Annotated in this window: 29 protein-coding genes; 15 read left to right on the forward strand and 14 right to left on the reverse strand. The window is 60.4% G+C overall.

Going from position 1 to position 22,295, the window contains the following annotated elements; translation table 11 throughout:
* Positions 1–29: 29 nt before the first annotated feature.
* The 10 genes from GVL52_RS07990 to recO all read left to right on the forward strand — a co-directional run bounded on the left by GVL52_RS07990 (position 30) and on the right by recO (position 8,590).
* Complete coding sequence (locus GVL52_RS07990) at positions 30–2,276, forward strand: bifunctional (p)ppGpp synthetase/guanosine-3',5'-bis(diphosphate) 3'-pyrophosphohydrolase (protein WP_160005594.1); 2,247 nt, start codon at positions 30–32, stop codon at positions 2,274–2,276.
* 180 nt (positions 2,277–2,456) lie between these two features.
* Positions 2,457–2,606 carry a DUF3563 family protein gene (locus GVL52_RS07995; protein ID WP_160005596.1) on the forward strand — a complete coding sequence of 50 codons (150 nt, stop codon included), beginning with the start codon at positions 2,457–2,459 and terminating at the stop codon, positions 2,604–2,606.
* A gap of 139 nt (positions 2,607–2,745) precedes the next feature.
* A complete protein-coding gene (locus GVL52_RS08000; RefSeq protein ID WP_160005598.1) occupies positions 2,746–3,336 on the forward strand; it encodes a DUF2062 domain-containing protein in 591 nt (196 codons plus the stop codon).
* A complete protein-coding gene (gene acpS, locus GVL52_RS08005) occupies positions 3,333–3,737 on the forward strand; it encodes a holo-ACP synthase (protein WP_160005600.1) in 405 nt (134 codons plus the stop codon). Before GVL52_RS08000 ends, acpS begins: the two co-directional genes overlap by 4 nt.
* A 114-nt stretch (positions 3,738–3,851) precedes the next feature.
* Complete coding sequence (lepB, locus tag GVL52_RS08010; RefSeq protein ID WP_160005602.1) at positions 3,852–4,595, forward strand: signal peptidase I; 744 nt, start codon at positions 3,852–3,854, stop codon at positions 4,593–4,595.
* On the forward strand, positions 4,592–5,314 hold the full coding sequence (rnc, locus tag GVL52_RS08015; protein WP_160005604.1) for a ribonuclease III: 723 nt from the start codon (positions 4,592–4,594) through the stop codon (positions 5,312–5,314). Before lepB ends, rnc begins: the two co-directional genes overlap by 4 nt.
* An 8-nt stretch (positions 5,315–5,322) precedes the next feature.
* A complete protein-coding gene (gene era / locus GVL52_RS08020) occupies positions 5,323–6,264 on the forward strand; it encodes a GTPase Era (RefSeq protein ID WP_160005606.1) in 942 nt (313 codons plus the stop codon).
* A 144-nt stretch (positions 6,265–6,408) separates the two neighbouring features.
* The gene (locus tag GVL52_RS08025) at positions 6,409–7,161 is read left to right on the forward strand and encodes a Crp/Fnr family transcriptional regulator (RefSeq protein WP_160005608.1); all 753 of its coding nucleotides are present in this window, start codon (positions 6,409–6,411) and stop codon (positions 7,159–7,161) included.
* A 194-nt stretch (positions 7,162–7,355) separates the two neighbouring features.
* The gene (locus tag GVL52_RS08030; protein WP_306440351.1) at positions 7,356–7,757 is read left to right on the forward strand and encodes a response regulator; all 402 of its coding nucleotides are present in this window, start codon (positions 7,356–7,358) and stop codon (positions 7,755–7,757) included.
* A gap of 71 nt (positions 7,758–7,828) precedes the next feature.
* Complete coding sequence (recO, locus tag GVL52_RS08035) at positions 7,829–8,590, forward strand: DNA repair protein RecO (protein ID WP_160005610.1); 762 nt, start codon at positions 7,829–7,831, stop codon at positions 8,588–8,590.
* 6 nt (positions 8,591–8,596) lie between these two features.
* On the opposite strand, the gene GVL52_RS08040 is transcribed toward recO, so the two are convergent.
* The 3 genes from GVL52_RS08040 to GVL52_RS08050 all read right to left on the reverse strand — a co-directional run bounded on the left by GVL52_RS08040 (position 8,597) and on the right by GVL52_RS08050 (position 12,052).
* Positions 8,597–9,451, reverse strand: a complete 855-nt coding sequence (locus tag GVL52_RS08040; protein ID WP_160005612.1) for an MOSC domain-containing protein — start codon at positions 9,449–9,451, stop codon at positions 8,597–8,599.
* A gap of 11 nt (positions 9,452–9,462) precedes the next feature.
* Positions 9,463–10,107 (reverse strand): HD domain-containing protein, encoded by a 645-nt coding sequence (locus GVL52_RS08045; protein ID WP_160005614.1) that lies wholly within the window; start codon positions 10,105–10,107, stop codon positions 9,463–9,465.
* A gap of 70 nt (positions 10,108–10,177) precedes the next feature.
* Positions 10,178–12,052, reverse strand: a complete 1,875-nt coding sequence (locus GVL52_RS08050; protein WP_160005616.1) for a bifunctional diguanylate cyclase/phosphodiesterase — start codon at positions 12,050–12,052, stop codon at positions 10,178–10,180.
* 448 nt (positions 12,053–12,500) lie between these two features.
* On the opposite strand from GVL52_RS08050, the gene GVL52_RS08055 reads away from it, so the two are divergent.
* Together GVL52_RS08055 and GVL52_RS08060 are read left to right on the forward strand one after the other, a co-directional pair.
* Entirely contained in the window at positions 12,501–12,815 is a 315-nt protein-coding gene (locus tag GVL52_RS08055; protein WP_244619113.1) for a hypothetical protein, read from the forward strand.
* A gap of 126 nt (positions 12,816–12,941) precedes the next feature.
* On the forward strand, positions 12,942–13,457 hold the full coding sequence (locus GVL52_RS08060) for a superoxide dismutase family protein (protein ID WP_160005620.1): 516 nt from the start codon (positions 12,942–12,944) through the stop codon (positions 13,455–13,457).
* Positions 13,458–13,511: 54 nt separating this feature from the next.
* Here the strand turns inward: GVL52_RS08060 and GVL52_RS08065 are convergent, their stop codons facing one another.
* The 8 genes from GVL52_RS08065 to GVL52_RS08100 form a co-directional block, all read right to left on the reverse strand.
* The gene (locus tag GVL52_RS08065) at positions 13,512–14,321 is read right to left on the reverse strand and encodes a mechanosensitive ion channel family protein (RefSeq protein WP_160005622.1); all 810 of its coding nucleotides are present in this window, start codon (positions 14,319–14,321) and stop codon (positions 13,512–13,514) included.
* 73 nt (positions 14,322–14,394) lie between these two features.
* Positions 14,395–14,925: a tyrosine phosphatase family protein gene (locus GVL52_RS08070; RefSeq protein ID WP_160005624.1), complete on the reverse strand. Its 531-nt coding sequence runs from the start codon at positions 14,923–14,925 to the stop codon at positions 14,395–14,397.
* Positions 14,922–15,524, reverse strand: coding sequence for a YfbR-like 5'-deoxynucleotidase (locus GVL52_RS08075; protein ID WP_160005626.1), 603 nt, complete (start codon positions 15,522–15,524; stop codon positions 14,922–14,924). The genes GVL52_RS08070 and GVL52_RS08075 overlap by 4 nt, the downstream gene beginning before the upstream one ends.
* Positions 15,521–16,357, reverse strand: coding sequence for a folate-binding protein YgfZ (locus tag GVL52_RS08080; protein WP_160005628.1), 837 nt, complete (start codon positions 16,355–16,357; stop codon positions 15,521–15,523). Before GVL52_RS08080 ends, GVL52_RS08075 begins: the two co-directional genes overlap by 4 nt.
* Positions 16,358–16,418: 61 nt before the next feature.
* Complete coding sequence (locus GVL52_RS08085) at positions 16,419–17,153, reverse strand: hypothetical protein (RefSeq protein WP_160005630.1); 735 nt, start codon at positions 17,151–17,153, stop codon at positions 16,419–16,421.
* A 16-nt stretch (positions 17,154–17,169) separates the two neighbouring features.
* Complete coding sequence (locus GVL52_RS08090; RefSeq protein ID WP_160005908.1) at positions 17,170–17,427, reverse strand: hypothetical protein; 258 nt, start codon at positions 17,425–17,427, stop codon at positions 17,170–17,172.
* A gap of 100 nt (positions 17,428–17,527) precedes the next feature.
* The gene (locus GVL52_RS08095; RefSeq protein ID WP_200847793.1) at positions 17,528–17,983 is read right to left on the reverse strand and encodes a TIGR02301 family protein; all 456 of its coding nucleotides are present in this window, start codon (positions 17,981–17,983) and stop codon (positions 17,528–17,530) included.
* 36 nt (positions 17,984–18,019) lie between these two features.
* Positions 18,020–18,439, reverse strand: a complete 420-nt coding sequence (locus GVL52_RS08100) for an NUDIX hydrolase (protein WP_160005634.1) — start codon at positions 18,437–18,439, stop codon at positions 18,020–18,022.
* Positions 18,440–18,535: 96 nt separating this feature from the next.
* Here GVL52_RS08100 and GVL52_RS08105 point away from each other — a divergent pair, with 96 nt between their 5' ends.
* From GVL52_RS08105 to GVL52_RS08115, 3 genes are read left to right on the forward strand one after another with little or no spacing between them, the layout of a single operon-like run.
* On the forward strand, positions 18,536–18,856 hold the full coding sequence (locus GVL52_RS08105; protein ID WP_160005636.1) for a YnfA family protein: 321 nt from the start codon (positions 18,536–18,538) through the stop codon (positions 18,854–18,856).
* A gap of 53 nt (positions 18,857–18,909) precedes the next feature.
* A complete protein-coding gene (locus tag GVL52_RS08110; RefSeq protein WP_160005638.1) occupies positions 18,910–19,674 on the forward strand; it encodes an SOS response-associated peptidase in 765 nt (254 codons plus the stop codon).
* A 36-nt stretch (positions 19,675–19,710) separates the two neighbouring features.
* Complete coding sequence (locus GVL52_RS08115) at positions 19,711–20,331, forward strand: LysE/ArgO family amino acid transporter (protein ID WP_160005640.1); 621 nt, start codon at positions 19,711–19,713, stop codon at positions 20,329–20,331.
* Here the strand turns inward: GVL52_RS08115 and GVL52_RS30350 are convergent, their stop codons facing one another.
* From GVL52_RS30350 to GVL52_RS08125, 3 genes are all read right to left on the reverse strand, one after another.
* On the reverse strand, positions 20,332–20,472 hold the full coding sequence (locus tag GVL52_RS30350) for a hypothetical protein (RefSeq protein WP_200847783.1): 141 nt from the start codon (positions 20,470–20,472) through the stop codon (positions 20,332–20,334).
* Between the two features lie 160 nt (positions 20,473–20,632).
* Entirely contained in the window at positions 20,633–21,481 is an 849-nt protein-coding gene (gene pssA, locus GVL52_RS08120; protein WP_160005642.1) for a CDP-diacylglycerol--serine O-phosphatidyltransferase, read from the reverse strand.
* 21 nt (positions 21,482–21,502) lie between these two features.
* Complete coding sequence (locus GVL52_RS08125; protein WP_306440352.1) at positions 21,503–22,285, reverse strand: phosphatidylserine decarboxylase; 783 nt, start codon at positions 22,283–22,285, stop codon at positions 21,503–21,505.
* Positions 22,286–22,295: the final 10 nt, after the last annotated feature.

Below are 22,295 nucleotides of genomic sequence, written 5' to 3' on the forward strand. Positions count from 1 at the left end.
CTTTTCTTTTGTAATGGAGTGGTTTCGGGATGATGCGGCAGTACGAGCTCGTGGAGCGGGTTCAGAAATACAAGCCCGACGCCAACGAAGCCCTGCTGAACAAAGCCTATGTCTATGCCATGCAGAAGCACGGGCAGCAGAAAAGGGCCAGCGGCGACCCCTACATCTCCCATCCGCTGGAAGTCGCGGCGATCCTCACGGATATGCATCTCGACGAATCGACCATTGCCGTCGCACTGCTCCATGACACCATCGAAGACACCACCGCCACCCGGGCCGAGATCGATGAGCTGTTTGGCGAAGACATAGGCCGGCTCGTCGAGGGTCTGACGAAGATCAAGAAGCTCGATCTCGTCACCAAGAAGGCCAAGCAGGCCGAAAACCTCCGCAAGTTGCTGCTGGCGATTTCCGACGACGTCCGCGTGCTGCTGGTCAAGCTGGCCGACCGCCTGCACAACATGCGCACGCTCGACCATATGTCGCCGGAAAAGCGTGCCCGCATTTCCGAAGAGACGATGGATATCTATGCGCCGCTTGCCGGCCGCATGGGTATGCAGGACATGCGCGAGGAACTGGAAGACCTCTCCTTCCGCCACATCAACCCCGAAGCCTATGACACCGTCACCAAGCGGCTCGAAGAGCTGTCGAGCCGCAATGAAGGGCTGGTCAAGAAGATCGAGACCGAACTGCGCGATCTGTTGGTCGCCAACGGCCTCGTCAATGTCTACGTGAAGGGCCGCCAGAAGAAGCCCTATTCGGTGTTCCGCAAGATGCAGTCGAAGTCGCTCTCCTTCGAGCAACTGTCCGACGTCTACGGTTTCCGTATCATCGTTGATGACATCCCGGCCTGTTATCGTGGGCTGGGCATCGTCCACACTCGCTGGCGTGTCGTGCCGGGCCGCTTCAAGGACTATATCTCCACGCCGAAGCAGAACGATTACCGTTCGCTGCACACCACAATCGTCGGGCCGTCCAGCCAGCGCATCGAGCTGCAGATCCGCACCAAGCGGATGCACGAGATCGCCGAGTTCGGTATCGCCGCCCACACGCTCTACAAGGATGGCGCGTCTCACATCGACGGCGACATCCTCTCGCGCGAATCCAACGCCTATTCCTGGCTGCGCCACACCATCGAGGCACTTGCCGAAGGCGATAGCCCGGAAGAGTTTCTGGAGCACACCAAGCTCGAACTGTTCCAGGACCAGGTGTTCTGCTTCACCCCCAAGGGAAAACTGATCGCCCTGCCGCGCGGCGCGACCCCGATCGACTTTGCCTATGCCGTCCACACCAATATCGGCGACACCACCGTCGGCGCCAAGATCAACGGCCGCATCATGCCGCTGGTCACCCGCCTTGCAAACGGCGACGAGGTCGAGATCATCCGCTCCGGCGTGCAGGTGCCGCCGGCGGCATGGGAAGAGATCGTCGTTACCGGCAAGGCGCGCGCTGCAATCCGCCGCGCGACGCGCATGGCGATCCGCAAGCAATATGCCGGTCTTGGCCATCGCATTCTGGAGCGCACTTTCGATCGCGCAGGCAAGATCTTCTCCCGCGAGGCGATGAAGCCGGCGCTTCATCGTCTGGGGCAGAAGGATGTCGAGGATGCAATCGCATCCGTCGGCCGCGGCGAGATGTCGTCGCTGGACGTGCTGCGTGCAGTCTATCCCGATCATCAGGAAGAGCGTATCACCTCGAAGCCATCGGGCGATGATGGATGGTTCAACGTCCGCAGTGCGTCCGGCATGATCTTCAAGATCCCTGACAAAGGCAAGGCGGGCGAAAACGCTCCAAACGGTCTCGAAGCCCTGGCGGATGCCGAGGTCGTTCCGATCCGCGGCATATCGAGCAACATCGACGTCCAGTTCGCACCGAGCGGTGCTGTTCCCGGAGACCGCATCGTCGGCATCACCAACACGACCGAGAATGCCAAGGGCATCACCATCTACCCGATCCAGTCGCCAGTCCTGCAGCGGTTCGACGAGCAACCGGATCGATGGATCGATGTGCGATGGGATCTCGATGAGGCCAACAAGTCACGGTTCATGGCGCGTGTCATGATCAATGCGCTGAACGAGCCCGGCACCCTCGCAAAGCTTGCCCGCACGGTCGCCGATGTCGATGTCAATATTCGTGTGCTCAACACCGTTCGGGTCGCGACCGACTTTACCGAGATGGCGCTGGATGTCGAAGTCTGGGATCTTCGCCAGTTGAATCAATTGCTTGCGCAGCTGGCTGATCTCGATTGCGTTGCGACTGTGCGCCGTCTTTACGAGTAGACGGCGGGCATCTGCACCTGATCTGCACATTTTCTGACCGTTTTATGGTCAAATTGTCGTATATCAGCGGCGTGATATGCGTTGGGTGCATGGCTGCCTGGGTATTCGAGCGTTGGTAAAGGCGATCGATACCGCCTATCTTCTGGTCATCAACAAATGAACTGAAGACGAGGCAATCAAATGTTTACACCTATCAAGAAGTTCGCTCGTGCCCTGCGCGCTCCGAGTGCTGAAGAACGCGAATTGGCATACCTGAACGGTTCGTTCGACCGTATCGATCTGGAATATCGTCAGCGTCAGGTTGACCGTGGTCTGTTCCGTACCCGTTAAGTCGGTACTGGACTGCAAGAATGAAAGGGGCGGTTGATTGACGCGCCCCTGGTGAATGCTCAGTCGGCGCTCATCAAATAGTGACTGAGGTGGTTTGACGCTCTTGTCAGGCCCGTGCGGCTTGCACTACATACGCGCCATGTTATTTCGACGTCGGAAACCTGCTGGATTTCGTGAAAAGCTGCGCGAGCTGCTTTGGCCCCGTAAGGGATTCATGCGTCCGCCACGCTATCTCGTGATGCGCGTCTTGCGCCTGCGAGCTTCGCCACACGCTGTGGCCATCGGCGTGGCCGCCGGGATATTCGTATCCTGGACACCCTTCATCGGCGTCCACTTCATCATGGCCTTCGTGCTGACCTACCTGTTCTCAGGCAATATGGTGGCTGCGGCGCTTGGATGTGCAGCCTTCGGCAACCCGCTGACCTATCCCTTCATATGGGGAACAACCTGGGAAATCGGGCACCTGCTGCTGAGCCGCAAGGACACGATGCAGGGCAATGCCGTCGATCTTCCTGCTCTCTTTCAAGAGTTGCGCCTGAGCGAGCTTTGGCGCCCGGTGCTTGAGCCGATGCTGATTGGATCGGTGCCGCCTGCGATCGTCACCTCCGTGGCGCTCTATTTCGCAACCTTCTACACCGTCAAAGGCTTCCAGGGCCGTCGCCGTGCCCGTCTGATCGAGCGCGCTGGCCTGCGTGTCGTCGATCCCGTTCCGCTCGAGGAGACGGTATGATCATCGGTATTGGCAGTGATCTGATCGATATCCGGCGAGTCGAGAAATCGCTCGAGCGTTTTGGCGAGCGCTTTACCAAGCGTTGTTTTACCGAGGTCGAGCAGCAGAAATCCGACCGCCGCGCCAACCGTGCCGCATCCTACGCCAAGCGGTTCGCTGCCAAGGAGGCCTGCTCGAAGGCTCTGGGAACCGGGATTGCCCAGGGCGTCTTCTGGAAGGACATGGGCGTGGTCAACCTGCCCAGCGGCAAGCCGACGATGAAGCTGACCGGTGGCGCCGCCGAAATTTTGCAATCGATGTTGCCGGCAGGCCATCACGCCGCCATTCATTTGACAATTACCGATGATTATCCCTTGGCGCAGGCTTTCGTGATCATCGAGGCATTGCCCCCGAGCGGCTGATCGTCACCCTGTCTCGCTTTTAATGCTCACGGCATTGCCGCAATCGGCCGAAGCCGCTACAGAGAACCCAACAAGACTTGCGCCTGCAATAGCGCTCTGAAGGAATAGAACTGCGTGTCCGAAAAAGTTGAAGCCAAGCCGAACGCCCTCTGGGAAAACATCAAGGTTATCGTCCAGGCACTGATCCTGGCGATGGTCATCCGCACGGTCCTGTTTCAGCCCTTCACCATTCCATCCGGTTCGATGATGCCGACGCTGTTGGTCGGAGACTATATCTTCGTCAACAAGTTCGCTTACGGTTACTCGAAGTATTCGCTGCCGTTCTCCCCGAACCTGTTCGAAGGCCGGATTTTCGCAAGCGAGCCGAAGCGCGGCGACGTCGTCGTCTTCCGCTTCCCGCCGAATCCTGACATCGACTACATCAAGCGTCTGGTCGGCCTTCCCGGCGATCATATCCAGGTGACCGACGGCGTGCTGTACGTGAACGGCACCGCTGTGCCGAAGGTGCCGGACGGCACGTTCAATTCCGATTATGCCCAGGACCCGGGCCAGGACGTTCCGGTGTTCCGTGAAACCATGGACAACGGCGTGACCTACGACACGCTCGACCAGTCCCCGGTCTCGCGTGGCGACAACACCCGCGAGTTCATCGTCCCTGAAGGTCACTACTTCATGATGGGCGACAACCGCGACAACTCGCTGGACAGCCGCTTCGATGTCGGCTTCGTGCCGGCCGAGAACCTTGTTGGCCGAGCCAGCGTCATCTTCTTCTCGCTCGGCAACGACACCTCCTTCCGCGAAATCTGGAAGTGGCCCGCCAACATGCGTTGGGATCGCCTGTTCAAGGGCGTTGAATGAGCAAGTCGCCGACGCTTTCGGCGACCGACCGAACAAAGCTCGAGACTCTGATCGGCCACGTCTTTGCCGATAAGGATCGGCTGGATCGCGCTCTGACCCACGCCAGCGCCCGCATCCAGAAGGGCGGCGGGAACTACGAACGGCTTGAATTTCTTGGCGACCGGGTGCTTGGCCTGTGTGTCGCCGAGATGCTTTTCAGGACCTTCGGCGCGGCAGCGGAAGGCGAGCTGTCCGTGCGCCTGAACCAGTTGGTCAGCGCCGATACCTGCGCCGAAGTCGCCGACGAGCTCGGTCTGCATCTGTTCATCCGCACCGGTGCGGATGTGAAGAAGCTCACCGGCAAGCGCATGATGAATGTCCGCGCCGACGTCGTCGAAAGCCTGATTGCTGCGATCTATCTCGATGCCGGTCTTGAGACCGCGCGCCGCTTCATTCTGAAGTATTGGGAGAAGCGGGCAGTGCGCGCCGATGGCGCCAGACGCGACGCCAAGACCGAACTGCAGGAATGGTCGCATGCCAAATTCGGCGTGACACCAAACTACCGGGTTGAAGAACGATCCGGACCGGATCATGATCCGCGCTTCACGGTGACGGTGGAAGTCGCCGGTGTGAAGCCGGAAACAGGCGTTGAGCGCTCGAAGCGGGCTGCCGAACAGGTGGCCGCGACGAAAATGCTCGAACGCGAAGGCATTTGGCAGAAATCGTCTGCCGGAAATTGACAGGAACAATGACCGAAGAAAACGACATCGCGGATAGCGCCGCAGAACCTGCCGGCCCGACGCATTCCGGCTTCGTCGCCCTCATCGGGCCGACCAATGCCGGCAAGTCGACGCTGCTGAACCGCCTCGTCGGCGCCAAGGTGTCGATCGTCAGCCACAAGGTGCAGACCACCCGTGCTGTGATCCGTGGCATTGCTACCCACCGCAACGCCCAGATCGTCTTCATGGACACGCCAGGCATCTTCAAGCCGCGCCGTCGGCTGGACCGCGCCATGGTGACATCGGCCTGGGGCGGGGCAAAGGACGCCGACGTGATCATGCTCCTGATCGACAGCGAGCGCGGCCTGCGCGGCGATGCCGATGCGATTCTCGAAGGTCTCAAGGATGTGCCCCAGCGCAAGATCCTGGCCCTCAACAAGATCGACCGCGTCAAGCGCGAGGATCTCCTGGCGCTGGCTGCTGCCGCCAATGAGAAGGTTGCATTCGACCAGACTTTTATGGTCTCGGCCGAAAACGGCTCTGGCTGTGATGACGTGATGGACCACCTGGCGACGACGCTTCCTGAAGGGCCGTGGTACTACCCGGAAGATCAGATCTCCGATTTGCCGATGCGCCAGCTTGCAGCCGAAATCACCCGTGAAAAGCTGTTCCTTCGCCTGCATCAGGAACTTCCCTATGCCTCGCATGTCGAGACCGAAAACTGGGAGGAGCGCAAGGACGGATCTGTTCGCATCGAACAGGTGATTTACGTCGAGCGCGATAGCCAGAAGAAAATCACGCTTGGCAAGAACGGCGAGACGATCAAGGCGATTTCGACTGCGTCCCGCAAGGAACTGTCCCAGATCCTCGAGCAGACCGTCCACCTTTTCCTCTTCGTGAAGGTGCGTGAGAACTGGGGCGACGACCCTGAACGCTTCCGCGAGATGGGTCTGGAGTTCCCGCGCGGATAATGCGGGTGACTTGGGTTTGCCTGCGCAAGTCCCTCGTTTTTATAGAAAAAAGTTGAATACGCTGGAACGAAATGCAGCGTGGAGAGTTATTGGAAAGCGGCGTCCCGATTTCGGGGCGCCGCTTTTTGGCATCATGGGGCACGCATGGCAACATCACGGCCGACGCATTCGTTCAAGACAGCATGTGAGCAGTGTCCGTTACGGCCGCTGCCGAACTTCCGCGAATTCACCGGCGACGAGCTGGGTTTCATTTCCAAATTCAAGAAGGGCGAGCTGGCCGCCGATTCAGGCGCCACGATTCTTGTCGAAGGCGCCCACAGCGCGCACCTGTTCACGGTCCTTTCCGGCTGGGGGTTTCGCTACAAGACCCTGGAGGACGGTCGCCGGCAGATCCTCAATTACGTCATGCCCGGTGATCTGATCGGCCTGCAGGGAACGATCATGGGCGAGATGCAGCACTCGGTCGAAGCGCTCTCGCCGGTGTCGCTCTGCGTCTTCGAGCGTGACAAGCTGATGACGCTCTACAACAAGCATGCATCGCTCGCCTTCGACATCACCTGGATTGCAGCGCAGGAGGAGCGGATGCTGGACGAGCACCTTCTCAGCATTGGCCGTCGCACGGCTTTGGAACGAGCCGCCTACCTGATTGCCTTCCTCTACCAGCGCGGCAAGCAACTGAAGCTGTTCAACGGCCACAGTGCGATCCCGATTACCCAGCAGCACATCGCCGACACGCTTGGCCTGTCGATCGTCCACACCAACAAGACCTTGAAAAAGCTCGCAGCCCGCAACCTCATCCGTTGGCAGGAGCGGGCCTGCGAGGTGCTTGACGGCGATGCCCTGACGAAAGTCGCCGGTTGGGAAGGGCTGGATAATAAAGTGCGCCCGTTCCTTTGAACTGCGGCGTCTATGTCTTTTTTAAATGCAAATCCTCGGCTCGGACCCTAAAGTTGGCGCGATATCATTCTAGTGTCGAGATTCGCTAATATCGACCGGAGTGAAAAAAACGGCTATGCAAGCAGGGATAGCATGAACTCTTCGGTCTGGGACCGTGGTTTGTCAGGGGTGGAAATGCGGGTTTGGGATACGGGATGCGTCAACAGTGGCGACCGGAAGAGGGCTTTCTGATCATGGTCGCGAGACGTGTTCTGGTCCTCGAGGATAGCTTGATCATTGCGATGGAGGCGGAGGATATCCTGCGCGCCGTCGGCGTTGATACGATTACGATTTGCAACAGCGTCGAGCAGGCCAAGGAAGCCGTTGTCGCTGAGAGCTATGATTTTGCGTTGCTGGATGTCAATCTCGGCGAAGTCATGAGTTTCGATTTCGCCCGCCAGCTCGTCGCTGCCGATATCCCCTTCGGCTTTGTCAGCGGCTATTCCGATACGCTCGATTTCCCCGAAGATCTGCGGAACAGGCCGCTTCTGGTCAAGCCGTTCGACGAGGACGCAATGCGCGACTTCCTGCGCCGGCTTTTCCCCTCCGAAGCCTGATACCGTTCCATGACACAGCTGCCGCCATGCGCTAGCATAGCATAGCGCAGCTGGCGTGAGGTTGATTTGCAATGCAATGGCAGGGACGGGCAATCATTCTGGGCGTGAGGCGCCACGGCGAGACGAGTGTCATCGCCGAGGTGATGACGCCTGAGCGTGGCCGCCATCTCGGAATGGTGCGCTCCGGCCGTTCGCGAACCATGCAGCCCGTTCTCCAGCCGGGCAATGAGGTAGAAGTCACCTGGCGTGCCCGCCTGGACGAGCATATGGGCGAGTTCCGCGTCGAGCCGCTGACCCTGCGCGCCGCCCGGCTGATGGAAACGGCCACCGCCGTCTATGGCGTGCAGGCGATGGGCGCTCTGCTGAGGCTCCTGCCGGAGCGCGATCCGCACCCGCATCTTTTCGAGGCGCTGGAAGTCATCCTCGACAACCTGCACAATCCCGCCGACGCCGGTGAACTCTTCATCCGTTTTGAACTGGCCGTCCTCAATGATCTCGGCTTCGGCCTCGATCTCAGCGAATGCGCGGCAACCGGCTCACGCGCCGATCTTGCCTATGTCTCACCGAAATCCGGTCGTGCCGTCAGCCGCGGCGCGGGCGCGCCCTGGGCCGACAAGATGTTCGCCCTGCCGTCGTTTCTGTCCATGGAGAGACGCCAGGCCGCCGATTTCGACAGTCTGGCCGAAGCCTTCCGGCTGACCGGTTTCTTCCTGCACCGCCACGTCTATGAACCACGCGGCATGGAGGCTTCGACCGCTCGGGAAGGCTTCGTACAGGCAGCGCTCAAGGCGCTGAAGCCTGCTGCCAGCAAACTGGACGAACTGCCGGCCTAAGCTGCATCAGGCGCGCTTGCGCGCCTTGAATGCCCAGCCCTCTGCCCGTTCTTCGAGCACCGTCACCGTATCGCCAACCGAAACCGTGCCATTGGCGCGCGGTGTCACATTCCAGCCGAACAACGGGCCGGGAACGCGCCGATCGGCAGACATACGGATGCGGCCCATGGCGGGCATCGGATTGGCAACCTCGCGCGAGCCGGTCTGCTGGTCCTGCGTGGTCATGATGCAGCGGGCGCAGGGTTTTACGAGATCGAAGCGGATGCCGCCGATCTCGATCGCCGCCCAACGGTCCTCAGGCCACGCCTCGTCGGTATCGATGACGATGTTCGGCCGGAACCGCTCCATGCCGACACTGCCTTCGCCATGCGCATCGAGATCGGTATTCAGCGCCTTCAGCGATCCGGTGGTGGTCACCAGGATCTGGTAGCCATCGGCAAAAGTGACCGGCGTGCCGTCGCCCGCCCATTCGGCGTTCGCCGTCCGATCGGCATTGTCGTCGAAGAACACCAGCTTGACCGCGCGGCCAAGCCAGCGGGATAGCACGTGATTTGAGTGGTCGTCGGCAACGGCGGCGTTGACGATCGATTTCCAGATGCTGACATCGATGCGCTGGCTGCCATCGGGCAGGGGCACCACGATCTCCTCGCCGGCCATGCCGAGCCGGAAACCGGACGCTTCATGCCGAACGTCGATCCGCGCGAGATCCGGCAGTTCGCGCTGTGTGATGAAACTCCCATCAGGATTGGCAAGCATCGCGCGCCGGTCGCCGGGCAACCCGAACGCATCGATCGCCGTCGTATCAAGTGCGATGCCGCGGCCGCTCTTGAGCGGATAAATGAAGAGATCGCTGACGCGCATGCTGGGTACTCCTAGATTTCGTCCATGAAGGCGTCGAGAAAGTCCCGCAGCCGCTTGTCGCGTTCGGCCGCCAGTGCACGACCGGCTGCAGTCTTGAAGCCATCGGCCAGCTTGAACAGCTTGGTCTGGAAATGGTCGATGACGTAGCGTTTGTCGTCAAGAGGGCGGTTGCCTGCAGCCGGGTCGAGGGGATCGTAGAGCGAGGATGCCATGCGCCCCCCAATATAGAAACACCGTCCGGCACCGACCATGCCGATTGCATCCAGCCGGTCGGCATCCTGCAGGATCTTTGCCTCAAGCGTCTGAGGGTCGATATTGGCCGAGAAGCTGTGCGTGAGAACGGCATGGGCAACGGCAGCGATATCCGCCTGAGGCCAGCCGAGAGCGCCAAGCACTCCTGATGCCTTCTCCGCGGCAAGGGCCGAAGCCTGCGCGCGCAGCGGCGAGTTCTTCTCGACCGCCACACAGTCATGTAGCAAAACGGCCGCAGCAAGAACGCGGGCATCACCGCCTTCGTGTGCCTGGATGCGCATCGCGTTCTTGAAGACGCGCAGAATATGCGCGAGATCATGCGAACCGTCATCGCCTTCGTGCGAATGTGGAATTAGCGCTGTCGCAAGCGTTTCGAAAGGATGGAAGGCCTGAGCCTCATTCATGGTAACACCGAGGCTCTGAGAGAGATAGCCTCTCTTAGAGCCACCGGCTTCGAGTCGCAACGTTGCAGCGTCAAACCGCCAGGGCATTCCCCGTTGGCCGTGGCCGTGAAAGCAACTGCGGCACATCGGCAGCCGGACGCGGTGGGCTGATGTAATAACCCTGGATCTCGTCGCATGCTTCCTGTGCCAGCAGCTCCAGTTGCGGGGCCGTCTCGACGCCCTCAACGGTCACCCGCATGCCAAGTGCATCGCCAAGCAGAATGATGGCGCGCATGATCGCAAAGGCTTCCTTGTTGTCCTCGATATCGTTGACGAACGTCTTGTCGATCTTGATCTTGTCGAACGGGAAGCTGCTCAGATAGCTGAGCGATGAATAGCCGGTGCCGAAATCATCCATGGCGATGCGAATGCCGCGCTGCCTCAGGGCGTGAAGGATCGGCAATGCTTCTTCGCGGTTCTCCATCAACACGCTCTCGGTAATCTCGATCTCCAGGCGGCTTGGGGACAGCTGGGAAGCCGACAACGCTGCCGAGACATCATCCTCCAGATCGCCAAGGGTAAACTGGATGGCCGACACGTTGACGGCAACCTTGATGCCTTCCGGCCAGGTCGCCGCATCCATGCAGGCGCGCTTCAGCACCCAGCGGCCGATATCGACGATAAGGCCGACTTCCTCTGCCAGCGGAATGAACTCCAGCGGTGCAATCCGGCCGCGGGTCGCATGGTTCCAGCGGATCAGCGCTTCGAAGCCGGAGATCCGCTGTTCTGCCATGTCGTAGAGCGGTTGATAGTGCAGTTCGAACTCCTGGTTGGCGACCGCCCTGCGAAGGTCGGCCTCCAGCGCATGGCGGGCCTCGAGCTGCGCTTCCATCTCCGAAGTAAAGAAGCGTTCCCCCCGCCTGCCGCCGCTCTTGGCATGTGAGAGCGCGACGCCTGCGTGCTTCAGGAGCACATCGGTATCCATGCCGTCTTTCGGGCTGAAGGCGATACCCATGGACACGCTGAGTTCGACTGCCTTGTCGCCGCGGCAGAAAGGCTCTGAAAGTTCCCGCCGGATCTGATCGGCAAGCGCCGTCACGTTCAATGGTTGCTGGCGCCCGCATTGCAGAATGGCAAACTCGTCGGACCCGAGGCGCGCAAGCGTATTGCCCGGCCCGGCGGAGGCGCGCAGCCGATCGGCCACCTGCCGCAGGATCTTGTCGCCGGCCGACACGCCGAGCGTATTGTTGACCGATTTGAACCGGTCGAGGTTGAGATGAATGAGTGCGATCTGCTCGTCGGGCTTGCGGGCGGCGAGCGCCGCATCGAGCCGGTCACGAAAGCTGATGCGGTTCGGCAGGCCGGTGAGGGGGTCGTGATGCGCCAGAAAGGCAATGCGCTCGGCAGCCTTGCGATCCTCGGTAATGTCGGCATGGATCGAGATATTGCTTCCATCGGCAAGCACCGTCACGACGCTTTGAATAATCCGGCCGTCATTCATCACCCACTCGCGCCGGCGAATGCGTCCGTTTCCCCGCCCGGCATCGCGCGAGGCGGTCAGCACCTCCGATTTCTCGGCGCCCGCAATCTTCGCGATCAGGCTGCCGATGGACGTGCCGGGTGTCGTGTCCTGCTCGGCAAAACCGAACAATTGCTGGAAACGGATGTTGGAGACGATCAACCGCTGGTTTGTATCGAAAAGACTGAGGCCCAGCGGCAGGTGATTGAGAACGACCTCGAAGAGGCGGCGCTGCTCCGCAAGAAAGCTGTTGGCTGCAGACAGGGCAGTGTGGAGCGCGTCGTTCTCCATTGTAGTGAGATTGGCATGTTGCTCAAGGTGGCTGATGCTGTCCGCCCTGTTGCGGTAGGTATCGAGAACCAGCGCGATCAAACGTTGCGCGTCGGCAGTTCCGTCTTCGTTGAGTGCTTCCGCGCATTGGCGCCTGAACAGCGCTTCAGCTTCCATGGCTGCCCATCCCCTGTATGGTTGCATGGAGGAGGGCGCTGGAACGTCGGTTCAACTTTCCCAGTGCTGGATTGCGGTGCGGCGCGCGCGACATGCGAGGACATTCCCGAAGTGTCAGAAGCAAGTGAATATACAATTTAAAGTAGGTTTTAGTCGACAAATCTGCCAGGTATAATCCCCTGGTCGCATTAATATTCGGTTGCAGTGCAAAAAGATATATGCATCGCGCTATATTTATCCAGTGGGCAACACCCGCAGAAACTTGATAAAAGCCAATTTCCAGAACTGCCGCGGATAAAAGGTCACACTTTGTCAACTATGGTTAATACAGCATTAACAGCTTATTGACGCATCCCGCAAATCAGGTTATCGACCTCCTATTAGTTCTGATTTTCCCTGTTCGTATTGCGTACAAACATCATCGGTAATGCGGTGAATGGAGGTTTGTATGAGCCGTGTTTCATCTGTACTGGATACGTCGTATGCGTATCTTGCGACACTATCGAGACTAGACTCCAATGGTGACGGCGTGTTGAGCCGTGGCGAGCGTGCGGCTGATGAGAAGCCGGGTATTTTGGTTGAGACAAGCCAAGGCGACGACACCCAAGAACTCGCCCCAAAGCTTTCCAACGGCGTGCTTGCGTTCATGATGGCAACGCGACAGGTCGGCAACTCGAACTCCGGCTATCAAAGCCAGGGTAGCGTTTCCGACGTTCTGTACCGAAACACCTATGGCCAGTACGATATGGATATCGCTTCCTGATCGATGGCTGGATAGATTGATTGATGAAGAAGCCGGCCGTTGGTCGGCTTTTTCTTTGCCTGCTTTTGCTGGAACACCGACACCTCGCATGCGTTGTGGATGAGAGCCAAAAAGGAGGGAAGGCCTATGAAACATCTTCTGTCACTTGCGTTCGTAACTGTTGCGGCCCTGACAACGGCAGCATCGGCCCAGGACAAGCAGACAGCCACGGCAAACTTTGTCGGCGCCGATGGCAAGGAAAACGGGCGGGCATCTTTGACGACTGCCGCCGCGGGTGGTGTGCTGATCGAACTCGAGGTATCCGGTCTTCCGGCCAACAAATGGGTCGCATTCCATGTCCACGAGACCGGCAAATGCGATGCCGCCGGCCATCACGAATCTGCAGGCAAGCACTTCAATCCGACCAATGCAGAACACGGCCTGCTCGCCGCCAACGGGCCGCATGCCGGCGACATGCCGAACCAGCATGTCGGGCAGGATGGCGTGCTGAGGGCACAGGTCTTCGACAGCATGGTGACGCTCGATGGCAAGGAGAACGGCATTCGCGGCCGGGCCCTGATGGTCCACGCCAACTCCGACGACTACCGCAGCCAGCCATCAGGCGATGCCGGCGCCCGCCTTGCCTGTGCCGTCATCAAATAGCGCTTGATGCACCCAATTGCATCCAAAGGCGGTCGCCCGACAAGGCGGCCGCCTTTACAGGATCGGCAAGCCCTTCTCATCGAAGCCGGCCTTCACCCGGCCGAGAATATCCCGGCGCGTATCATCCCAGTTCGCCGTTTTTGCCCAGTAGCGAAGCGTCAGCGTGATCTTGTCCGAGGTCACGGTCTCGATGAACGCTTTCGGTTGGGGTGTGCTTTCGACCCGCGAATCGGCCTTGGCAATATCCGTCAAGGTCGCGACGGCCAGGTCTATATCGTCGCTTGAACGAATATTGATGGTCAGGTCGTTCTTGCGCGTCTTCTCGCGGCTATAGTTGGTGATCGGCGTATTCCAGAGTGTGGAATTCGGCGCCAGCAGGTAGAGCCCGTCGGCGGTGCGGAACTCCGTCGCAAATAGCCCGATCTCCCGCACTGTCCCGGCAACGCTCCCCGTGGAAATGTACTCGCCAACCCTGAACGGCCGAAGGATCAGCAGCATGATGCCCGCCGCAATATTCTGCAGTGTCCCCTGCAGCGCCAGGCCGATCGCCAGGCCGGCAGCGCCGAGTGCCGCAATGATCGACGCCGTCTGCACACCGAACTGGCCAAGCACGGTGACGAAGACGAGGATCAGCAGCGCATAGTGCAGCACGTTGGTGAAGAAACGTGCCAGCGTCTCGTCGATGCCGCGAACCCGGGAGATACCTTCGAAAGCCCAGCGGCTGACGAAACTCGCCAGCACCCAGCCCAATATCAGCAGAATGAGGGCGCCGAGAATGGAGAACGAATATTGAACCGCAAGCGCGCTGGCCTGGTTCAAAGCCGTGCGGGTTGCCACGATAGCGTCGGTAGCCTGTTGTTCCATGATCTCGCCAAATGCCTGAAATGATTGTGTGTCGACCTGCGTAGATGGGACAGCCGACAGGCGCGTCAACCACTTAAACCGTTTGCGGCTCGCGCAGCGCAAGCACGAACGGTGCGTTTCCATCCGCATCGGCGCCACGCCCGATGCCCTTGATCGCGGTAACCAGCCGCCCATTGCGGCCAAGCAGTTCATCGCCGATCTCGATGATCCGCATGTTCGGCGTCGCATATGGCGAGGCCATGCGCAAACGCTGCGCCAGCGCGATCTCGTCCTGATCTGGCACCAGTGACAGCGCCGCGATCAGCGCTGCCGCCGGCGAGCGCGACACACCCATCCAGCAGTGCACCAAGAGCGGTGCCGTCTGGTCCCACTGGCCTGCGAAGTCGATGATTTCGCGAACATGCGTTGCATCCGGCGCGACGAGGTTGCCGGTGCCCTTGAAGGTGATGTCGTTCATGTTGAGCAGCAGGTGCCGATGGGCGTGGATCACCGCCGGGCGATGGAACGTCTGCTCCTTCGCCATCAGGCTGATCATCTCACGGGCGCGATGCCGGACCGCCATTTCGGCAATACGGGCAAGCGGTGCAACCACGATCGATGTCATGGCCTGCCCCTGCTGCCGTCGATCGCCTCGAAGCGCTCGGAAAACAGCCGCTGCGCCTCGGTCGCGGGCAGGGGTGTCAGCATCAGCATGTCCCTGGTGATGCCGCGGGGCTGGCCGAACAGTTTCTGCGCCTCAGCCGTGCTGAAGCCCGCCAGCTGCGATGCCTCGAAATAGGCGGCAATCGTGTCGGCCTTCTTGATCTTGTCCTTGAGTTCGCGCCCGGCATGCGGTGGCAGGCCGAACCGCAGGTGGATCGCCGCCTCCAACCGCTTCTCGACCATCTTGTAGCCACCACCGACCACCGATTTGAACGGTGAGATCATGTCGCCGATCACATATTCGGGCGCATCGTGCAACAGTGCCAGCAGGCATTGATCCGGCGTGGTCTCGTTCATGCGCCGAAAGATGTCCTCGACCACAAGGCTATGCTGGGCAACAGAGAACGCATGATCGCCGGATGTCTGCCCGTTCCAGCGGGCGACGCGCGCCAGGCCATGGGCGATGTCGCTGACCTCGACATCAAGAGGCGAGGGGTCGAGCAGATCCAGTCGGCGGCCGGACAGCATCCGCTGCCATGCGCGGGGAGCCTTAGCCGTCAAGCGCTGGCCTCGTCGGAGGCAGAAGGAAACACAAGTCCGGACCAGGCAGGCAGCGCCACGGTAACTTCGACGTCGCCGGCAAGCAGCGGCGTGCCCGATGACATCGCTTCACCGGCGCGGTCGATGCGGATGATCGCAAGACCGCTACGTCCGGAAACCGAGCCGAGCGTGCCGACCGGCTTGCCGGATGCGGTAATCTCGGTACCGGAAGCGGGAAGGGCCTCGACGCTGCTGACAGTCACCACGCGGCGGCGTGCCGTGCCGCGGTGCTGCATGCGCGAAACCACCTCCTGGCCGACATAGCACCCCTTCTTGAAGGAAAGGCCGCCATTGAGATCCAACAGCACATCATGCGGAAAAGCGTCCTGCAGCGCGTAGTCGAAGCCGGAGGCCGCCACGCCATGGGCGGCGCGCAGCGCGTCGTAGGCCGCCACATCATCGTCGCCATGCTGGCCGGGTGTCCGGGATACGTCGATCCCTGCCTTGGCAAACCGGCTGTCACGGAAGCCGGTCGCCACATTGTCTCCCCATGAAACGGTGACGCCTTCGCCATCGGCCGCAAGCGCCACGGCAGCGCGAAGCTTGTACATCGTCAGCCGCTTCGTCAGCGCTTCCCGTTGCAACTCATCCGTCTCGATCACGAAGTCGTCGCCGTCGCGCCAGATCATGAAGTCGAACAGGATCTTGCCCTGCGGCGTCAGCAATGCGCCGGGCCGCGTTTCATCGGCGCCGAGCGAGACGATATCGGTGGTGATCAGGTTCTGCAGAAAGGGCTGCGCTTCGATACCGCTTACCCGGATGAGCGCGCGGTCTTTCAGAAATACGGCTGGCATAGGCGCACCTGTGGCGTTGTTATCGCTCAGAAGTATGTCTTCAGGGCAGGGATCGCAAGCGTCAGTCGCCGGCAGTGAAAAACTTCCACTTGCCGTCAGCGGTGATGCCGAGGCGATAGAAATTGTATCCGCCGAATTCCTGCATGTCGGAGAGATCGCCGGCGGTCACGATCCGCAGCAGCTCGACGCGCTCCGGCGGCGTCAGCTTCTTCAGGTCCTTCTCCGCGAAGTAGGGCCAGACATACATGTCATCGGCCGTACCCTGGCCGACATGAACAAAGCCGGTCGAGATGATGTCGAGGATGATCGCCAGGATTTCATCGCCGTCCGGATCGCCGGAGAGATCCTTCAGCGCGCCGATCGGGTCATCCGTTGCCTCGCCGACACTCACCTGTGTCTGTGTCGCACCCGTGCCGAACAGTGGTCGCAGCCGCTCCAGATCGCCCGAGGCGGCAGCCTCGACGATCTGTTCGCGCATGCGCCGCACCGGTTCCGGTACTTTACTGATATCGTAGAGCACATCGACGGGCTTGGAACTGTCCTGCGCACCCGGTGTCGTGTCGGGGCTCTGGCCATCAGGCTTGCTGATCACCGGGCCGGGCGCGGGAACGCCAGTCGGCACGCTCGGGGCCGCTGGTTTATCGCTCGATGTGCTGTCGGAAAGGCCCGGCGTCTTCTGCAGCTCGGAAAGCGCAAACGCTGAGGGCGCGCTCATCAGGCTGCTGGCACCGAGGCTGATTGCAAGCAAAAGCGGCGCCATCGCGGGCCGCGAAGCATTGTTCATATCGGTGCGCATAAAACTCTCTGTGCTGTTATTGCAGGGTGCGAGTCGGAGAAAACTCACCGGCCAGCATGCGTTCTCGCAACGATTCCAGCAAGGCTTCTGCACTGTTTTCGCCATGAAGGCGGATGGTTTCACGAAGAGCATGAATGATCGCCGTATCGGCGATGATCTCAGGCTCGATGCCGTCTGCCATGCCATCGGCCCAGGCTTCGTTATGGTACTCCAGCGCCGCCTGCATCTTTTCGTGGACGATCATGTCGTCGATGTCGTTGAGGCTCGGTTCCATTGTCTTTTCCTCGAACTGCATGCCTTACTGCCTGGTTAACAACTCTATCAGCCTTTTCCCAAAACGACACGTGCGCAGGTGAAAAGAGGTTAATTTATCGTTAATTTCCAAAGCGAGACGTAATTTCGGTAGCCAGTGTTGCACCTTCGTTACGGTAGCGCTCTTCTGCCATGATCGCCGCCGGTGTGCAATCCGTATAAACGGACGCAAAAGCCCGATACCCGCGATTGAACGCCGCCGTCAGCTTCTCTTTCCGAGCCGGCTCGTCTTTTGCTTCAGAATCAAGCAGTTGCTGCATCCGGACCCGCCATTCCTCGCCGCTCTCCGCCTTGCATAGAGTGCGCAGATAATGCACCGATCCCAGGACCTCGGACAGACGTGTCAACTTGTCATCGTAGGGCACGGCCACGGCCTTTGGCGCAACCGTCTCATCAGGCGCAACCGTTGTCGGCCCTTGTGCCGATGCAAAAGTCGGCAACGCCGTGAAGGCGCCGAGAACAACAAGCAACAGGACGCGTCGAACGGGAATCATGGCACCATTGGATACCCTGATGATGACGGGGACAAGGTGTAGCGGGGCGTTTCCCCTTGCTTATTCCGCGCGCAGCGCCAGCCGCTCGGCGCATTCGAGCACGCTTTGCGGTGTCGGCAACCTGCGAATCTCCTCCACTGTGAACCAGCCGAGCGCCGCTGCGTCGTCGGCAGCAACGGCGACCGCGTCGGCGTCCGCTTCGACCTGAAACACAGAGAGAAAGAAATGGCTGCTCAGCCGGCCGTCAGTGTCGTGCTGCTGCAGGTCATAGGTCGCAAACAACTGCGGATTGCGGGCCACAATGCCTGTCTCTTCCTCGAACTCGCGCAAGGCGGTCTGCGCTGGCGTTTCATCAGGCTCCGCCCGGCCGCCGGGAAAGGCGTACATGTCGGCCGATGGCGGATTGCGCCGAAGCACCAGCAGAAACCGCCCGTTGCGTTCGAGGATGCCTGATGATGCTGCCGTCGGCTGAGAAGTCATGAAATGGACCGCTTTGTTGCTTGCAGGTGACTGCGGCCGCGTGGCTATCTGCTCGCTCGAAAGCATAGCGAACCCAGCGATTCGAAGGCAGTCTCAGTGACCTATATCATCTACGCCGCCGCTGCCCTCTTCGAGATTGCCGGCTGCTTCGCTTTCTGGGCGTGGCTGCGGATGGGAAAGCCGGTCTGGTGGTTGGCGCCGGGCATGGTGTCGCTGGCGCTGTTTGCCTGGCTGTTGACGCTGGTGCCAAGCGAAGCGGCAGGCCGCACCTTCGCGGCCTATGGCGGCATCTATATCGTCGCCTCGCTGATCTGGCTGTGGCTCGTCGAAAACCGCGTTCCGGATCGGTGGGATATCTCGGGCGCGCTCGTCTGCCTCTGCGGCACCGCGATCATCCTGTTTGCCCCGCGCGGCTGAGCCACTCTTGGCCGCATCTTGACCACGCGGGGGCGGGGTGCAAATACATCTCTATGTGTGGACGCTATGCCCTGACCGTATCCCCTGAGGAGTTGAAGGAAATTCTCGGTGTCTTGGACCTCGAGGATTTTCCGGCGCGCTTCAACATCGCCCCGACCCAGCCGATTCTGGTGGTTGTTTCCGGCGACGCGCAGGAGAAGGGCAGCAACCTGCCGGATCGCCGCGCCCTTCTTGTCCGCTGGGGTTTCACGCCAGGATGGGTGAAGGACCCCAAGGAATTTCCGCTGCTGCTCAACGCCCGCTCGGAGACGGCGATCAGCAAGGCCTCGTTCCGCGCCGCCATGCGCCATCGCCGCGTGCTGGTTCCGGCCTCCGGTTTCTACGAATGGCACCGCCCGCCGAAGGAGAGCGGCGAGAAATCGCAGGCCTACTGGATCAAGCCGCGCCACGGCGGCGTTGTCGCCTTTGCCGGCCTGATGGAGACATGGTCGTCAGCCGATGGCTCCGAGGTCGATACCGGTGCCATCCTGACAACACGGGCCAATGCAGCCATCGCCCCGATCCACGATCGCATGCCCGTGGTCATCAAGCCTGAGGACTTCTCCCGCTGGCTGGATTGCAAGACGCAGGAACCACGCGAGGTCGCCGATCTGATGAAGCCGATCGACGAGGATTTCTTCGAGGCGATCCCGATCTCCGACAAGGTCAACAAGGTCGCCAACATGGGCGCCGATCTGCAGACGCCGGTTGTGCCCGAAAACCCGCTGCCTCCCGTAGACAAGAAAAAGCCGGATGACGGCCAGCTCAGCTTCTTCTGATCCGATATCCCACCGCATTCACATCCGGAAAATCGCATGTTCTCCATATCGGCCGCTCTCTCCGGCTTCCTCCTCGGTGCTTCCCTGATCATCGCCATCGGCGCCCAGAACGCCTTCATCCTCCGCCAGGGGTTGCTGCGCTCGCATGTCTTCATCCTGTGCCTGATCTGCGCATTGTCAGATGCTGTGCTGATCACTGCTGGCGTCGCCGGCCTCGGCACGCTGGTTTCGCAGTCGCCAACGCTGATTGCAGCCGTAAGCCTCGGCGGCATGCTGTTCCTCGGCACCTATGCGTTCATGGCTTCCCGTCGGGCGCTCCGTCCCGGCGCCATGCAGGCGGGAAACCCGGAGCCGCTCGGCCTCAAGGCAGCAGTGGCGACGTGCCTCGCCTTCACCTTCCTCAACCCGCATGTCTATCTCGACACGGTTGTTCTGCTCGGCAGCCTGTCATCGGCGTACCAAGGGGCGGACCGACTTGCCTACGGGGCAGGGGCGGCAATCGCGTCGTTCGTCTGGTTCTTTGGATTGGGCTACGGTGCGCGCTTGCTGCAACCGGTCTTCGCCAAACCCGCCGCATGGCGGGTTCTCGATGGCATCATCGGCATCGTCATGGCGCTTCTGGCGATCAGCCTTGGCGCCCGTTTCGTGACGGCCTGATCAGGCGATCTTCTTCGCCAGTGCCGGCTTGCTTTTCAGCATCAAAGCTGCGGCAAGAACGGCCTTGAGGCCGAGCGGGCGGTAGTGTGCGCTGAGGTCTGTCTTTGCAGGCTGTTCCACGCTTGTCTTCTTCGGGGTCACGTTACTCTCCTTAACTGCTGTCCCTAGACTCTTATAATGATTGTTCTTTTGCCTGTAATAGCGACAAAATATAGGCAAGGCTCATCATGATTTATGTCGATAAACCATAATTCGCGAGCCTTGAGCCAAACATGTGAGTTCAGGATGGAATCAGGAGTTGTCAGATGTGACGGCCGATATCGTCTTCGCCGATGCCCGGCTCCTCGATCGTCAGCGTCCCGTATTTGCGCTTCCACTTGCGGGCGCCGAAGGGAAGGGTGAGCAGATAGATCACGGCTGTCACCGACATGACTTCCCAGGTGAAGCTTGAGAGCATGGCGACATAGATGACCACGCCGAGCATCATCGGCAGCACCAGATCGCGACGCAGCTTGGTGCCTTCCGACTTGCCGGACCAGACCGGCAGGCGGCTGATCAGCAGGAAGGCGATCAGCACGGTATAGGCCGCCGAGATATAGCCGAATGTCTTGTCGGTTGTCAGCCCGAGGAAGCCGAGATAGACGGGCAGCAGCACCAGCATGGCACCGGCAGGGGCCGGCACGCCAACGAAATATTCCGATTGCCAGCTCGCCTTGTTCTCGCGCTCCGACATCACGTTGAAGCGCGCCAGCCGAAGGCCGGCAGCAATTGCGTAGATCAGCGCTGCGATCCAGCCGAGCGAACGGGCCTGATCGAGAGCGAAGACATAGACGACCAGCGCCGGTGCAACGCCGAAATTGACGATGTCGGCGAGCGAATCCATCTGCGCACCGAACTTCGACGTTGCCTTCATCAGCCGTGCGACGCGGCCATCGATACCATCCAGGAAGGCGGCGACAAGCACCATGCCGACGGCAAGCTCGTAGCGATTTTCGAAAGCCAGGCGAATGCCGGTCAGGCCGGCGCAGATCGCCAGGATGGTGATCAGGTTGGGAACGACCAGCCGCAGCGGAATCTCGCGAAGCCGTGGACCACGGCCCGAATCATCGGGCGGGCCATTGGGCTCAAAAGGCGGGAAGGGCGTTTCCATGGTCGCGCTCCAATCTCTGTGTTAGGCGCGACGGCTGACGACGGGGCCCTTGGCGGAGCCGAATTCGGCCAGCACCGTTTCGCCGGCGATGGCCGTCTGGCCGAGCGTCACGCGCGGCTCGGCACCGGCAGGCAGGAACACGTCGAGGCGCGAGCCGAAGCGGATGAGGCCGAAGCGCTCGCCGGCATCCAGAGGCTCGTTGGCATTGGCCCAGCAAAGGATCCGGCGTGCCACGAGGCCGGCGATCTGGATGACGCCGATCTGGCCATGCGCGGTCTCGATGACGAGGCCGTTGCGTTCGTTGTCTTCGCTGGCCTTGTCGAGCTCGGCATTGACGAAGCTGCCGGAGCGATAGTTGACGCTGACGATGCGGCCGCGCATCGGCGCACGGTTCACATGGCAGTTGAAGACATTCATGAACACCGAGATCCGCAGCATCGGCAACGAGCCGAGGTTGAGTTCGGCCGGTGGTACCACCATCTGCACGGAAGACACCTTGCCATCGGCAGGCGAGATGACCAGGTCATCGTCCTGCGGCGTCAGGCGTTCCGGATCACGGAAGAAATAGGCGCACCACAGTGTCAGGATCAGGCCGACCCAGAACAGCGGCTTGAAGATCCAGCCCAGAACGAGGGAAGCCACGAAGAAGGCTGCGATGAAGGGATAACCTTCCTTGTGCACCGGAACGATCGTGTTGCGCACCGTATTGAACAAGCTCATGTATGCCGCTCTCCTAGCGTTTTCGTCTCCGCTGGTTACAGGGAAACATTCCTCGGGGCAATGCTGATGCCCCCTCATGCACATCTATGGCAGA

Origin of the sequence: Rhizobium sp. 18055 (assembly GCF_902706285.1) — a bacterium.
Classification (GTDB): domain Bacteria; phylum Pseudomonadota; class Alphaproteobacteria; order Rhizobiales; family Rhizobiaceae; genus Rhizobium.